The 15,195-nt window shown below is 73.0% G+C and carries 8 protein-coding genes; 1 reads left to right on the top strand and 7 read right to left on the bottom strand.

Features of this window, described 5'->3' with window-relative positions; genetic code table 11:
- Positions 1 to 140: 140 nt before the first annotated feature.
- Positions 141 to 1,364, bottom strand: a complete 1,224-nt coding sequence (locus tag ACRAKI_RS16680; protein ID WP_447008009.1) for a cation:proton antiporter — start codon at positions 1,362 to 1,364, stop codon at positions 141 to 143.
- Positions 1,365 to 1,421: 57 nt separating this feature from the next.
- Here ACRAKI_RS16680 and ACRAKI_RS16675 point away from each other — a divergent pair, with 57 nt between their 5' ends.
- The gene (locus ACRAKI_RS16675) at positions 1,422 to 1,985 is read left to right on the top strand and encodes an FBP domain-containing protein (protein ID WP_447008008.1); all 564 of its coding nucleotides are present in this window, start codon (positions 1,422 to 1,424) and stop codon (positions 1,983 to 1,985) included.
- Positions 1,986 to 2,049: 64 nt separating this feature from the next.
- On the opposite strand, the gene ACRAKI_RS16670 is transcribed toward ACRAKI_RS16675, so the two are convergent.
- The 6 genes from ACRAKI_RS16670 to ACRAKI_RS16645 all read right to left on the bottom strand — a co-directional run bounded on the left by ACRAKI_RS16670 (position 2,050) and on the right by ACRAKI_RS16645 (position 15,178).
- Positions 2,050 to 2,829, bottom strand: a complete 780-nt coding sequence (locus ACRAKI_RS16670) for a HalD/BesD family halogenase (protein WP_447008007.1) — start codon at positions 2,827 to 2,829, stop codon at positions 2,050 to 2,052.
- 228 nt (positions 2,830 to 3,057) lie between these two features.
- A complete protein-coding gene (locus ACRAKI_RS16665; RefSeq protein ID WP_447008006.1) occupies positions 3,058 to 7,959 on the bottom strand; it encodes an amino acid adenylation domain-containing protein in 4,902 nt (1,633 codons plus the stop codon).
- Positions 7,960 to 8,032: 73 nt separating this feature from the next.
- Positions 8,033 to 9,280, bottom strand: a complete 1,248-nt coding sequence (locus ACRAKI_RS16660) for an MFS transporter (RefSeq protein WP_447008005.1) — start codon at positions 9,278 to 9,280, stop codon at positions 8,033 to 8,035.
- A gap of 55 nt (positions 9,281 to 9,335) precedes the next feature.
- Complete coding sequence (locus tag ACRAKI_RS16655; RefSeq protein ID WP_447008004.1) at positions 9,336 to 9,545, bottom strand: MbtH family protein; 210 nt, start codon at positions 9,543 to 9,545, stop codon at positions 9,336 to 9,338.
- Between the two features lie 10 nt (positions 9,546 to 9,555).
- Positions 9,556 to 14,433, bottom strand: coding sequence for an amino acid adenylation domain-containing protein (locus tag ACRAKI_RS16650; protein WP_447008003.1), 4,878 nt, complete (start codon positions 14,431 to 14,433; stop codon positions 9,556 to 9,558).
- Complete coding sequence (locus ACRAKI_RS16645; protein WP_447008002.1) at positions 14,426 to 15,178, bottom strand: thioesterase II family protein; 753 nt, start codon at positions 15,176 to 15,178, stop codon at positions 14,426 to 14,428. Before ACRAKI_RS16645 ends, ACRAKI_RS16650 begins: the two co-directional genes overlap by 8 nt.
- Positions 15,179 to 15,195 lie beyond the last annotated feature (17 nt).

The following is a 15,195-nucleotide window of genomic DNA, read 5'->3' as shown; positions in this document are numbered from 1 at the left end:
GACACCTGCTCCAAAACACGCTAACCCACCGCCCAGGAGCCGTCAACAGCCCGTCCCACAAGCACTTCGCACCATCCTTTGTGGACAGACGTAGCACTTCCGGCGGGACGGCGGGCTGCGGAACCCCGTAGCCGGACGCGTCAGTCGGCGTCGAACGCGTGCGGCACGACGGCCGCGCGCCTGCGGTCCAGCAGCGTCAACAACGGCGCGGTCATCAACGTGGTCAGGATCGCCATCACGACCATCAGCGAGTAGAGGCGCTGGTCGATCAGCCCGAGTTGCAGACCCGTGGTGAGGATGACGATCTCGGTGAGCCCCCTGGTGTTCATCAGCACCGCCAGACCCGCCGCGTCGTGGCGGCTCAACCCGGTCACCCGACCGGCCGCGAACACCGCACCCGTCTTGCCGACCACGGCGACGGCGAGCACCGCCATCAGCTCGCCGAAGCCCACGACGTCCACGGCGGACAGGTCGACCCGCGTGCCGGCCAGCACGAAGTAGATCGGCAGCAGCAGCGCCGTGCCCACCTGGTTCACACCCGCCGTGAGGTCCCGGCCGGACCCCGCGGCCCCGCCGGGCATGACCATGCCGAACAGGAACGCGCCGAAGATCATGTGCAGGCCCGCCCACTCGGTGAGCGCGGCCGACGCGAACAGCCCGCTGAACACCACCGCCGCCCGCAGCCTCGGGTGCGCGTCGACGCCGAGGACCTTGCGCAGCACCGGCCGCACCACCAGGAACAGCACCAGCACGAACGGCACCACCACGGCCAGCCGCCACGGCGCCGGTCCCCCGCCGCCGAACAGGACGGCCAGGACCGCCAGCACCACCCAGGTCACCGCGTCACCCAGACCCGCCGCGGCCAGCGCCAACCGCGCGACGGGCGTCCCGTCACGGCCGGTGTCGCGCAGGATGCGCGCCAGCACCGGGAAGGCGGTCGCCGACATCGCGGTGCCGAGGAACAGCACGAACCCGATGCCCGCGACCTCGGGGTGCAGCGGCATCACCAGCACCGCGAGCCCGGCCCCGAGCACGAACGGGACCAGCATCGACGCCGCCGACGTCACCCCCACCGCACGCCCCCGCCCCCGCAGCCCCTCTCCGGCGAACTCCGCGCCCATGCCGAAGATGAACAAGGCGAGGCCCACGTTCGCCAACGCGTCCAGCATCGGCCGCACGGTCATCGGGAACAGCGCGCCGGCGAGCGCTCCGTTCAGCACGGTCGGCCCGAGCAGCAGGCCGACCACGATCTCGGCCATCACCGGCGGCTGGCCGACGCGCCGGGCGACCGAGCCGAGGACCTGGCCGAGGGAGACGATCACGGCGATGCCGACGAGGAGCTGAACGAGTTGCGCGCTGGCCATGTGCCGTTGGTCCAATCGGATCAGGTGCGGCGGGCACGTGCTCTTCCTTGCGGCGCAATGCGAACCACCGCGGCGATCGCGTGCGTGGAACGCGCCGACCCGTACTATTCGGTCATCATGGAGGCGATCACCGAGTCCGAGATCCGCGCGTCATTCGTCAACTGCAGCCAGGGCGAGGCCAAGAGGGTCAACGTCCCCCGCGACCTCGAGGCGCAACCCTGGCCCCTACTGGACTTCCTGGGCTGGCGCGACCCCGGCGCCGTCGACCGGAGCTACCTGGTGGTGCCGCTGTCCGACCGGCTGGTCGGGCTCACCATGCGGTGGACCAGCAGGCGGCAGGCGTTCCTGCGGCGCAGCATGTGCTCGTTGTGCTACACCAACCACGGCGGATCGGGCGTGGCGCTGATGACCGCGCGCAAAGCCGGCCCCGAGGGCAGGCAGGGCACGTCGGCCGGCATCTACATCTGCACCGACCTCGCGTGCTCGCTCTACCTCCGCGGCAAGCGGACCCCCGTTCTGGGCGCGCGGATGGAGGAGACGATGACGCTGGACGAGCAGGTGTTCCGCATGATGCACAACGTGGAGGCGTTCGTGCGGAAGCTCGGCGTCAAGCTCGACTGAACGACGAGGGCGCTTCGTTCACTGGTTCGGGCGCATCAGGTCACCCGAACCAGTGAACGACCGGTCAAGGGCTCTCCGCCGCCCGCGCCGCCTTCGCCTCCGGGTTCTCCCACCAGCGGTCGTCGCCGACCAGCTCCTTCTTCAGGTCCCGCGCGCCGGCCCACGTCATGTTCAGGATGGTGCGCACCGCGCCGTCCTCGCTCAACGGCACCGTGCGGTGCAGCGTCGTGTCGGTGCGCAGCAGGTAGACGTCACCGGAGACCAGGCCGTGCGTGTCGATCTTCCGCTCGCACAGCACCTCGTTGATCCGGGGGTTCTTCTTGTCCCAGTGGGTGTGCGGCACGGCCTGGAGCATGCCGCCCGCCGACAGCGGCGGCATGCGCAGCGCCCAGATGAGGGCGTAGCTGTAGTCGCCCCAGTGCCAGCCGTGGGTGTCGGACTTGAACTCCTGGTGCGTGATCAGGTAGCGCTCGTCCTCCGACACCTCCGGGAAGACCTCCTCGCGCGCGATCCTGCCGATGAACTCCAGCAGCACGCTCGACCGGGCGATGGCGCCGATCAGCTCGCTGCGGTCGATCTCCTCGCTCTTGACCACGCTCATCTTGCGCGGCGTGCCACCGGTCGTGGCCAGGGTGAGGTCCCGGCGCTCCTTGTGCTCGGCGATCAGCCGGTCGACCTCCGCCCGCACGGCATCGATGACGTCGTCGGGGAACAAGCGCGTCGCCGGACCGAAGTTGTGGAAGCCGTTGAGGTGGAACTTGTCCCCGATGTCCTGGACGAGCTGGTCGTCGAAGTTGGCGGAGAAGTGTTCGGCCAGCGTGCCGTCGATGTTCTGGATTCCCATGTCGCCGTCTCTGCCTTTCTCGGTGATCGGCCGGATCGAGCACAGCTCCGCCCCACCGAGGCGGGATCGACAGCCCGGCGCAACGGAAGTGGTGTGGCGATGACGAAGTTCGCGGCAGTCACGCTCACTGTCCTATGAGGACAGGACTGCCGGCCCCCATTCCGATAGTAGTGAGCAGCGGCTCGGATGTCACTCGTTCCTCCTTTTCCCCCAACGATCTTCGCGCCTTCAGGGACGTCGACGACGCACGATCGGCGGTTCCTCCTCGACCGCGGCGGCACGGCGGGAGTCCACGACGAGCGCGAGCTCGCGGATCGTGGGGTTGGCGAAGCACTGGGACAGCGGCACGGCGACACCGAGGTCCGAGCGGATCTCCGCGAGCATCTGCACCGCCGTGAGCGAATGTCCGCCCAGCGCGAAGAAGTCGTCGCCGACACCCAGGCGCGCCGACGGGAACAGCGCGGACCAGATGCCGACCAGCGCGTGCTCGGTGGGCGTCTCCGGTGGCACGTGGTCGCCCGTGCCGAGGTCCGCGGGCACCGGCAGCGCCGCCCGGTCCACCTTGCCGGAGGCGAGCATCGGGAACTCGTCCACGACGACCACCACCGACGGCACCATGTACTGCGGCACGCGCGACGCCACGTGCTCGCGCACCGCCACCGGGTCGGGCCGGCTGCGACCGGCCGGCCGCACGTAGCCGATCAGCCGCCCGTTGGGGTGCGCGGTCACCACGGCCAGCGCCACGTCCGGGTGGGATCGGAGCACGGACTCGATCTCGCCCAGCTCCATCCGGATGCCGCGGATCTTGACCTGGTCGTCGGCCCGGCCGAGGAAGTCCAGCTCGCCCGCCGCGGTCCACCGCGCCAGGTCGCCCGTGCGGTACATGCGCTCGCCGGGCTCGCCGAACGGGCACGGCACGAACGCCTCGGCGGTCAGGGCGTGCCGGTTGAGGTAGCCGTGGGCGAGGCCGACACCCGCGATGTGCACCTCCCCCGCCACACCTGGCGGCACGAGGCCGCCGTCGCCGTCGAGGACGTACACGCGGCTGCCCAGGATGGCCTTGCCGATGGTGGGTGTCGTGCCGGGCGCGAGCGGGTCGGTCGTGGTGGCGGTGACCGTGGCCTCGGTGGGGCCGTAGGAGTTCGTCACGACCCGGTCCACGGCCCAGCGGTCCACCAGCGGGCCGGGCAGCACCTCGCCGCCGAACATCAGCACCCGGAGGTCCGGCAGCTCACCGGCCGGCAAGGTGGCCGCGACCGTCGGGATGAGCGTGACGTGGCTGATCCGCTCCTCCACCAGCACGTCGAACAGCTCACGGCCGGCGAGCACCTTCGGCGGCGCGATGACGAGCGTGGCGCCGGCGTGGAAGGCGTCGACCACCTCCTCCACGAACAGGTCGAACGTGGGCGTGGCCTGCTGGAGGACGCGGCTGCCGGGGCGGATGCGCGACAGCCGCCGGTTGTGCTCGCCGAGCGCCGACAGCCCGGTGTGCGGCACGACGACGCCCTTGGGCATGCCCGTGGACCCGGACGTGTAGAGGATGTAGGCGGGCAGCGCCGGGTCCACGTCGGGCAGGTCTCGGCCGTCGGCGGGCGGCAGGTCGAGCCGGTCGAGCACCAGCCGCGCCGGGCCACCGGTCGGCACGGTGGCGTCGGTGTCGGAGCGGGTGAGCACCAGGTCGGCCGACGCGTCCGCCAGGACGTAGGCGATCCGGTCGGGCGGGAACCTCGGGTCCAGCGGCAGCAGCCCCGCGCCCGCCTTGGCGATGGCCACGACCGTGACGTAGAGGTCGAACCCGCGGGGCAGCATGAACGCGACCGTGCCGCCGACCTCCACGCCCTCGGCGCGCAGCCGCACGGCCAACGCGGTGGCACGGGCGTCGAGCTCGGCGTAGGTCATGCTCTCCCCGCCCGCCGCGAGGGCGACGGCGTCGGGGGTCCGGGCGGCGGCGTTGGCCACCATGCCCGCGAGCGTCACGCGCGGTTCGGCGGACGGCGGCCCGGCCCACTGCCCCAGCAGCTGCGCCCGCTCGTCGGCCGTCAGCACGTCGACGGCGCCGATCGGCCGGTCGGGGTGGGTCACCACGGCGGTCAGCACGCGCACCAGCCGGTCGGCCAGCGACACGACCGTCGCCGCGTCGAAGAGGTCGGCGGCGGCGGTCAGCGTGCCGGTCAGGACGCCCCGGTCTCGGTCCTCGGTGAAGTCCGCGGCCAGGTCGAACGGCGTCACCGGCTCGTCCACGTCGATCGACTCGGTCACGGTCCCGGCCAGGCGCGGCCACGGGTCGGGCCGGTTGTTCAGCGACACCAACACCTGGAACAGCGGGTTGCGGCCGGGGCGACGGGTCGCGCCCACCGCGTCCACCACCCGGTCGAACGGGATGTGCTGGTGCCCGTACGCCGCGACGTCGGACTCCCGCACCCGGTCGAGCAGGTCGGTGAACGTCGGGTCGCCCGAGGTGTCGGTGCGCAGCACCACCATGTCGACGAAGCAGCCGACCAGGTCGTCGAACGCGGGATCGGCGCGGCCCGCCGCCGGGCTGCCGACCGGGATGTCGGTGCCCGCGCCCATCCGGGTGAGCAGCACGGCGGTGGCCGCCTGCAACACCATGTAGACGCTGGACCGGTGCGTCACGGCCACGTCCACGACCGCCTGGTACAGGTCTGCGCCCAGCTCCAGTGGCACGGTGACGGCCCTGGCGGTCGGCGCGGCGGGTCGTGACCGGTCGAAGGGCAGGTCGATCTCCTCGGGCAGCCCGGCCAGCGCGGCACGCCAGTAGGCGAGCCCTTCGGCGAGACCGCTGGACGGGTCATCCGGGTCGCCGAGGGTGCGTTGCCGCCAGAGCGCGTAGTCGGCGAACTGCCACGCCGAGGGCTTCCACTCCGGGGCGCGGCCGGCGGCACGTGCGGCGTAGGCGGTTTCGAGGTCCCGGCACAGCGGCTCCCACGACAGCCCGTCGCACGCGATGTGGTGCACGACGACCATCAGCACGTGGGTGTCCGGCGCCACGCGGAAGAACCGGGCCCGCAGCGGTGGCCCGGCGGTCAGGTCGAACGGCTCGGTGAACGCGTCCCACAGCGCGTCGGGCAGGGCGTCCTCGGTCACGTCCTCCGGGCGCGGGTCGGGCCGCGCGGGCGGGCCTGGCGGCGTGACCTGGTGCGGTTGCCCGCCGTCGAGGGGGAACGCGCTGCGCAGGACCTCGTGGCGCGCCCCGAGGTCGGCCACGGCGTCGGCGAGGGCGTCCAGGTCGAGCGGGCCGGTGACCCGCACGGCCAATGGCATGTGGAAGTACAGGTTGAGGCCGGTGAGCTGGTTGGCGAGCCACATGCCGCGCTGCTGCGGCGTCAGCGGCACCCGCTCGGGGCGCGCGGGAGGGAGGGCCGGCACGGCGCGCGCACCGCCGGGCTCGGCCTTCCCGGCGTCGATGGCAGCGGCGAGTTCCGAGAGCAGCGGGTGCTGGAGCATGTGCCGGACGGTCAGCCGCACCGACCACCGGCGGCGGACCCGCGCGATGACCTTCGTGGCGAGCAGCGAGTCGCCCTTGGACCGGAAGAAGTGCGTGTCCCTGCCCACGGTCACGCCGTGGAGCACGTCGGACCAGATCTCGGCCAAGGCGATCTCGGTGGCCGTGCGGGGCGGCTCGTGGGGGCCGGTCCCGGTGGCGGTCCCTGCTCGCGCGTCGGGGCCGGTGGTGTGCCCGGCGTGCGCACGCGCGGTCATCGTCACCGCGCTCACCGGGGTGCGCGGGCGTTCCAGCAACGCGGCGAGCAGCGCCCGGTAGTCGCGGGCGAACGCGGTGATCGTGACCTCGTCGAACAGGTCGGAGGCGTAGTCGAAGGCGATCGACACCCGGTCGGGTTCGAACGCGACGGCCAGCTCCAGGTCGAACTTCGCGGTCTCGTTGCGGGTCTCGGTCAATCGCACGTCCAAGCCCGTGAAGGCGGGCGGGGCGGTGACGGCGTTGACGCTGCACATCACCTGGAACACCGGGTTGCGACTCGGGTCGCGGGGCACCCCGAGCGCGTCCACCACCCGGTCGAACGGCACGTTCTGGTTGCCCAGCGCTGCCACGGACGCCGCGCGAACCCGGGTCAGCAGCTCGGACCACGTCGGGTCGCCGGACACGTCCACGCGCAGCGCGAGCGAATTGGCGAAGTAGCCGACGACCTCCTCCCACTCGGGCAGCGGCCGGTTGGCGACGGGCACACCGATCACCACGTCGTCCGTGCGCGCGTGCCGGTGCATCAGAGCGGCCAACACGGTCACCGCGCACGTGAACAACGACACCTCGTGCCCCTCCCCCAGGCGGGCGAGGCGGTCGCGCAGGTCGGGCGGCACGTCCACGTGCACGGTGCCGCCCGCGCCGCTGAGCAGCACCGGCCGCGGGTGGTCGGTCGGCAGGCCGGGGTCGTCGGGCACGCCCGCAAGCCGGTCCCGCCAGTGGTCGAGCTGCCTCTCGTAGAGGGCGGTGGCCTCCGGTCCGGACTCCCACAGCGAGTAGTCCGCGTACTGCACGGGCAGCGGCGGCAGGTCGGGTTCGACGCCCCGGACGCGGGCGTTGTAGCAGACCTCCAGCTCGCGGAACAGCAAGCCCTCGGACCAACCGTCGGTGATCGCGTGGTGCAGCACGACGGACAGGTGGTGCCGCGACTCGCCGGTGCGGGCGAGCGTGGCGCGGAACAGCCGGTCGCGATCCAGTCGCACGGGTTCCCCGGCTTCCGCCGTGAGCAGGCCCACGGCCTCCGGCAGACCGCGCGTCGTGACGACGCGGCGCAGGTCGAGCGTGTTCCGCGGCAAGGGCTCGGGCGACGCGACGACCTGGTGCACGTCGTCGTGGTCGTCGCCGACGAGGGCGGTGCGCAGGCTCTCGTGCCGCGTCACGAGGTCGTCCAGCGCCGCCCACAGCGCGGACACGTCCAGCGGGCCGTCGATGCGCAGCAGGAACGGCACGTTGTACGTGGCGTTCGGGCCGTTGAGGACTTCCAGGAACCACAGGCGCTTCTGTGCCTGCGACGCCGGCACCGGGCTGCCGTCGCGGTGGCTGCGGTGGTGGGTCGGGGTCGACCCGGGCGCCGCCGCGGCGGCGAAGACCCGGTCGACGGCGGCTTTGCGCTGCGGTGTCTCGGTCATGGGCCAGGCCATCCCTCCGTCGCGTGACAACCGGTCTTCGCGGCTGCGTGGCCGCACCCCCGCCCACTCCGCGCTACACGGCGGCCTCCGCGTCGCTGACGCTGCGCACCCGCGCCACCGGCGAGAGCGCGATGACCAGCGGGACCAGCAGCAGACCCGCGGCGCCCGCGGTCAGCGCCCACGCCGTGCCGAACAGCGAGCCGAGCGTGCCGCCGAGGACCGCGCCGATCGGCGCGCCGGACATCACGAGCATCCGCACGGCCGCGTTCATCCGGCCTTGGAGGTCGTCCGGCGTGACGGCGGTGCGGTAGCTGCGGACGTTGACGTTGGCGACGATCACCAGCACGGCGTAGGTGAACTGCGTGAACAGCATCAGCGCCACGGCCAGCGGCTTGGACGTGAACACGGCCAGCGGCACGAGCAGCGCGTTGAGGCCGATCGCGGCGGACACGACCACGAGCAGCCGGCCCAGCGGCATCATCCGGGACGCGCGCTCGGCCACCAGCGCGCCGACCAGCGACCCGACGCCGGTCATCGCCATGATCACGCCGATCAGGGCCGGGGGCAGGGCCAGCGTGCGGGTGATGAACAGCAGGAACACCGGCTCGATGACGAACGCGAAGAAGTTGATCAGGAAGCTGGTGGCGGCGAGCGTGCGGACGCTGACGTTGCCGAAGACGAACCGCAGGCCTCCGGACATCTCCTTGAGGATCGGCTGCTCCCCGACAGCGGGTGGCTCGTCGCGCTTGGCGATGCGGAACGTGGAGAACGCGGCCAGCAGCGACGTCACCACGCCGGCCAACGCCACGACCGGGGCGCTCAGCACCTGGATCACGATGCCGCCGACGGTCATGCCGCCGATGTTGGACACCGAGGCGCTGATCTCCAGCTTGCTGTTGCCCTCGATCAGCTCCTCGCGCTTGACCAGGCCGGGCAGGATCGCCGCGCCGCCGATGTCGGACACCACGCTGCACATGCCGACGACGAACACGATGACCACCAGCAGCGGCACCGTGAGCGCGTCCGTCCACCACATGATCGGGATGGCCAGCAGGGCGCCCGCGCGGACCACGTCGGCGAGCACGATGATGGGGCGCTTGGCCGACCGGTCCAGCCACGCGCCGACGAACAGGCTGATCAGGATGTACGGCAGGAACTCCACCGCGGAGATCACGCCGATCTCGAACGCGCTGGCCCCGAGGTCCGCGGCGGCCAGCAGCGGGATCACCACCGCGACCATGTTCGTGCCGACGTCCGACAGCGTCTGCCCGGCCCACAGCCGGCGGAAGTCGGCATTGCGCCACAGTCCGTTGAGCGTCATGCGCGACATCCTCTCAAAGCGCTACGCAGTGTGTTCGAGCACGTACTCGGTGCTGTCAGGCGGAGGCGTGGCGGGCCTGCGCCTCGCGGACGGACTTCGGGCGCAGGTCGGTCCAGAGCCGTTCGATCGTCTCCAGGCACTCCGCCTTGGGCGCGGGGTCGCCGACGGCGGTCCAGCCCGAGGGCAGGGGTCGGGCGGCGTCCCAGATGCTGTACTGCTCCTCGTCGTTGACCACGACGTGGTACCGGCGCTGGTCTTCGTCCATCACGGGACTCCTATCGGGTGCGTCGCCGGACCACCGGCGGCTCGGCGTGCGAAGGGTCGGCGACCATCGGGTCGGCGTCGATGTGGGCGGCGAGTTCGGCGATCGTCGGGTGCTCGAAGCACTTCGACAGCGGCAGCGAGACGCCGAGCGCCTCCCGGATCGCGCCGAGCACCTGCACGGCGGCCAGCGAATGCCCGCCCAGCGCGAAGAAGTTGTCGTGCACCCCCACGTCCCGCCCGTCGAACAGCGAGCGCCAGACCTCGGCGACGACGTGCTCGACGGGAGTGGACGGCGGCACGTGCTCCGCCGTCGCGTCCGGTGGTGCGGGCAGCGCGGCCTTGTCGACCTTGCCGCTCGGCAGGATCGGGAACTCCGCCAGCACCACCACGGCGGTCGGCACCAGGTGGCGCGGCAGCACGCGGGCGGCGTGGGCGGTCACGTCGCCCGCCGAGCCGCTCGCGGTGGCGTCTGCGCGGTCGACGGGACGCACGTGGGCGATCAGGTGCGCATCGGCGCGACCCTGCCTGCCCACGGTGACCACGGCGTCGGCCACCGCCGGGTGGGTCCGCAGCACGGCTTCGACCTCGCCCGGCTCGATGCGGACGCCGCGGATCTTGACCTGGTCGTCCACGCGGCCCAGGTAGTCCAGCTCGCCGTCCGCCGTCCAGCGGACCACGTCGCCCGTGCGGTACCTGAGGGTGCCGCCGGGACCGGGCAGGAAGCGCTCGGCGGTCAGCGCGGCACGGGCCAGGTAACTGCGGGCCAGCGCGCCGCCGGCCAGGTACAGCTCGCCCGGCACGCCCGGCGGCACGGGGGTGAGCGCGTCGTCCAGGACGTGGCACGTCATGCCCGGCACGGGCCGGCCGATCGTGGGCGGCGCGTCGGGCGTGACGACCGCCGTGGTGGCGAGGACCGTCGCCTCGGTCGGACCGTAGCCGTTCACGACCCGCCGGTCCTTCGCCCACCGCCGGGCCAGCTCCACCGGGAACACCTCCCCCGCCACGACGAGGCCCACGAGGTCGGGCAGGTCGCGTTCGGGCAGCGCGGACAGCGCGGTCGGCGTGAGCATCGCGTGCGTCACCGCCGCCTCGGCCAGCAGCGCCGCGAGTTCGCCGCCCGCCACGTGGTGCGGCGGGGCGACGACGAGCGTGCCGCGCGACGCCGTCCACAGCAGCAGTTCGGCCACGAACACGTCGAACGTGGTCGACGTGAACTGCAACACCCGGCTCCCCGGACCGGCGTCGAGCACCTCGCGCAGGTGTCCGGCGAGCGCGGCCAGGCCGGTGTGCGTGACGACGACGCCCTTGGGGCGGCCGGTCGAGCCCGAGGTGTAGATGACGTACGCCGCCGATGTCGGTTCCGGTTCGGGCAACGGCGCCGTAGCGGACGGGAGCGGTTCGTCCACGGGAAGGACCGGCACGTCGACCGGCCACGGCAGGTCCTTCGTGGACAGCAGCAGGACGGGCTCCGCATCGGCCAGGAGGAACGCGCTGCGCTCGGCGGGCAGCGCCGGGTCCAACGGGAGGAACACCGCGCCCGCCTTGCCGATCGCCAGCACCGCGATCACCAGGTCCAGCCCACGCGGCAGGGCGAACGCCACGGTGTCCTCCCGGCGCACGCCCCTGGCCGCCAGCACGCCGGCCAGCGCGGAGGCGCGGGCGTCCAGCTCGGCGTACGTGAGCCCGGCCCCGTCGACCTCCACGGCCACGGCGTCCGGCACCTCCCGCACGGCCGCCTCGAACAGCTGCGCCAGCGTCGCCGGCGGCGTCGCGTCCGGGCGGCGGGCCCACTCGTCCAGCACTAGCAGGCGTTCCGCGGGCGTCAGCACGTCCACCTGGCTCAAGCGCACGTCCGGGTCGTGCAGCACGGCGTCCAGCAAGCGGGTGAACCGGTCGGCCAGCGACGCGACCGTGGCGCGGTCGAACAACTGCGCGTCGGCCGTGAGGTGGCCCGTCACGACGCCCCGGTCGTGTTCCTCGGTCAGGTCCAGGGAGAGGTCGAACGGCAGCGACGCCGTGGGCACCTCCACCCACGCGCAGTCCAGCCCCGCCAGGTCCGGCGACGGCTCGACGCCGCTGTTCAGCGTCACCATGACCTGGAAGAACGGGTTGCACCCGGCCACGCGCGGCGGGTTCAGCTCCTGCACGAGCAGGTCGAACGGCAGGTCGCCGTGCTGGTGCGCGTCCAACGTCGTGTCGCGCGCCCGGCGCAGCAGCTCCCGGAACGACGGGTCGCCGGACGCGTCGACGCGCAGCACGACCGTGTTGATGAAGCAGCCCACCAGGTCGTCGAACTCCGGGTCGACGCGTCCGGCGGCCACCGTGCCCAGCGGCACGTCGCGCCCCGCCCCCAGCCGGCTCAGCACCGCCGCCAGAGCCGCCTGCACCACCATGAACGCGCTGGTGCCGGTGTGCCCGGCCAGTTCGGCGATCCGCTCGGCCGCCCGTGGCCCCAGGTCGACCGGGGTCCGCCACGCGCGGTGCGCGGACACGGCCGGGCGGGTGTGGTCGCGCGGCAGCGGTGTCTGGTCCGGCAGACCGGCGAGCCGGTCCTTCCAGTACGCGAGGCCGCGCCCCACCGGGCTGGTCGGGTCGTCCCGCGCGTCGAGCAGCGCGGCCTGCCGCCGGGTGAAGTCGGCGAACCGGGCGGGCAGCGGTGGCCAGTCCGGCACGCGGCCGGCGAGGCGGGACGCGTAGGCGTGCTCCAGGTCCCGGCACAGCGGCGCCCACGACAGGCCGTCGCACGCGATGTGGTGCACCACGAGCAGCAGCACGTGATCCTCGGCGGCGACCTGGAACAGCCTGGCGCGCAACGGGATCGCGGCACGCAGGTCGAACGGCCGAGCGGTCTCGGCGAGCAGCGCCGAGGTGATGTCGGCCGTGTCGGTGACGGGCAGGTCGACGTGCACCCCGTCCGCGGGCAGCACCACCTGGCGTGGCCGGCCCCGGTCGTCGGGGAACAGCGTGCGCAGGGGTTCGTGGCGGCGCACCACGTCCGACACGGCCGCGCGCAGGGCGCCCGCGTCCAGCGCGCCGCGCAGCCGCACCGCCAGCGGCATGTGGTAGTAGCCGCCGTGGCCGTCGAGCTGGTTGACGATCCACATCCCGCGCTGGGCCAGGGACAACGCGTCCGCCGCCGGCTCCGGCGGCAGCGGGCGCTCCGCCTGCGCCGCGGTCCCGGACTGCGGTGCTCGGGCGGTCTCGTCGTCGATGAACGCGGCCAGCTCGCCCAGCGTGCGGTGCTTGAGCATGTGCCGCACGCTCGGCTTCACCGGCCACGCCCGCCGCGCCCGGGCCACGACCTTGGTCGCCAGCAGCGAGTCACCGCCCACGGCGAAGAAGTCCCAGTCCCGCCCGACACCCGTGCGCCCGAGCACCTCGGCCCAGACGGCGGCGAGCTTCTCCTCGGTGAACGTCAACGGCCGGTCGTCGCCGGCGGAACCGCCTTGGCAGGTGGCCGACTCCTCGTCGCCGACCGTCGAAGGCAGGTCGTCGCCACCACGCCCGGTGTGCACCCGGGCGATCAGCGGCACGTCGGCGACCGGGGTGTCCGGCGCGTCGAGCAGGGCGTCGAGCAGGGCGCGGTAGTCGGCGGTGAAACCCTCGATCGTGGCGCGGTCGAACAGGTCGTCGGCGTAGTCGAACGCCATGCCGACGGCGTCGCCGTCGTAGACCACGGCCAGTTCGAGGTCGAACTTCGCCGTGTCGTTGCTCGCCTCGACCAGGCTGGTGTCGAGACCCGGCAGCCGCGGCGCCCTGGTCACCCGGTTCACGCTGCACATCACCTGGAACACCGGGTTCATCCCGGGGTGGCGAGGCACGCCGAGCGCGTCCACCACGCGGTCGAACGGCACGTTCTGGTGCGACAACGCGTCCGCGGTGGCCTCTCGCACGCGCGCCAGCAGCTCACCGAGCGTCGGACCGCCCCGCACGTCGACCAACACCGACAGGGTGTTCGCGAAGTACCCGACGACCGGTTCCCACTCCGGGCGCGGCCGGTTCGCCACGGGCGCGCCCACGACCACCCGGTCCTCGCCGTTGTGCCGGTGGATGAGCGCGGCCAGCGCCGTGGTGGCGAGTTCGAACAGCGACGCGTCCCGCCCGCGCAACCCGGGGGGCACGGTCACCGGCACGCTGCCGCCCGTGCCGCTGAGCAGTTCGGGCCGCACGTGGTCGGTCGGGATGTCGGTGCGCGCGGGCAGGTGGGCGAGTCGGTCGCGCCAGTGCGCCAGCTGCCGGGCGTACAGGCGGGAGGTCTCCGGTTCCGCCTCCCACGCCGCGTAGTCCGGGTACTGCACGGGCAGCGGCGGCAGGTCTGCGGGCGTGCCGGTGACGCGTGCGGTGTAGCAGGCGCCGAGTTCGGCGAACAGCAGGCCCTCCGACCAGCCGTCGGTGACCGCGTGGTGCAGGTTCACCAGCAGCAGGTGCACGTCCTCGGCCGCCCGCACGAGCATCGTCCGCAGCAGGGGCTCGCCGCGGTGCAGGTCGAACGGCTCCCGCGCGGCCCGCGCCAGCAGGGCTCTCGCGGCGTCCTCTCCCGCCACGTCGCGCTCGTCACGCCCGAGCGGCGCGGCGGGCCCCACGACCTGGGACACGTCGTCCTCGTGCACGGCCAAGGTAGTGCGCAGCGACTCGTGCCGGGCGACCAGGTCGTCCAGCGCGCCCCACAGCGCCTCGACGTCCAGCTGCCCGGCCAGGCGCAGGAAGAACGGCACGTTGTAGATCGCGTTGTGGCCGTTGAGGGCTTCCAGGAAGCACAGGCGCCGTTGGGCGTGCGACGCGGGCAGCCGGCCCGTGCGCGGGTAGGCCCCCACCCGGTCCGCGACCTCGTTGCGCGCGGCGCGCACGAACACGTCGTCGAGCAGCTCCCTGGCCAGGCGGTCAGCCATGGACGTCTCCGAGGTCGGTGGTGATCGCGTCGAGCACGGCGGCTTCGGACTCGCCGGTCAGGAAGAAGTGGCCACCGGGGAACATCCGCACCGAGACCCCGCCGGTGCTCCAGCACTTCCACTCGTCCAGCGCGTCGGCCGTGATGTCGTCCTCCTCGCCGGAGAGCACGCTGATCGGGAAGTCGAACGGCTCGCCGGTCGACTCGGGCAGGCTCGCGCACACCCGGTAGTCCGCGCGCAGGGTGGGCAGCACGAGTTCCAACAACTCCCGGTTGGCCAACGCCGCCCCGGCCGTGCCACCGCGCTGGACGAGCGAGGCGATGAGCCCGTCCTCGTCCGACTCCGCGGACAACCGCTCCCGCACGCGGTCGTAGCGGTGCGGCGCGGGCATTCCGCTGACGATGAGCCGTTCGGGCAGGCGGAGGCCGTGCTCGCGGCACCGGTCGGCGAGGCCGAACGCGAGCAGCGCGCCCATGCTGTGTCCGAAGAGGACGTAAGGCAGGTCCAGCAGCGGCGCGAGGCCGTCCGCGAGCGCGGCCACGCTCGCCGCGTAGTCCTCGGCGGGCGGTTCGAAGAGCCTGCTCTCCCGGCCCGGCAGCTGCACGGGCAGCACCTCGACGTCGGACGGCAGGCGACGCCCCCACTCCCGGTACATCGACGCACCGCTGCCCGCCGCCGGCAGGCAGAACAGCCGCAGCGCCGGCCGCGCGCGCGTCCCCGCCGCGAGCACCCACGGGTTCACCACGCGCCACCTCCGCACTC

The sequence above is a fragment of the Saccharothrix isguenensis genome (assembly GCF_052936305.1).
Note: the sequence above shows the minus strand (reverse complement) of the source record. Positions and strands in the feature narration are given on the sequence as shown.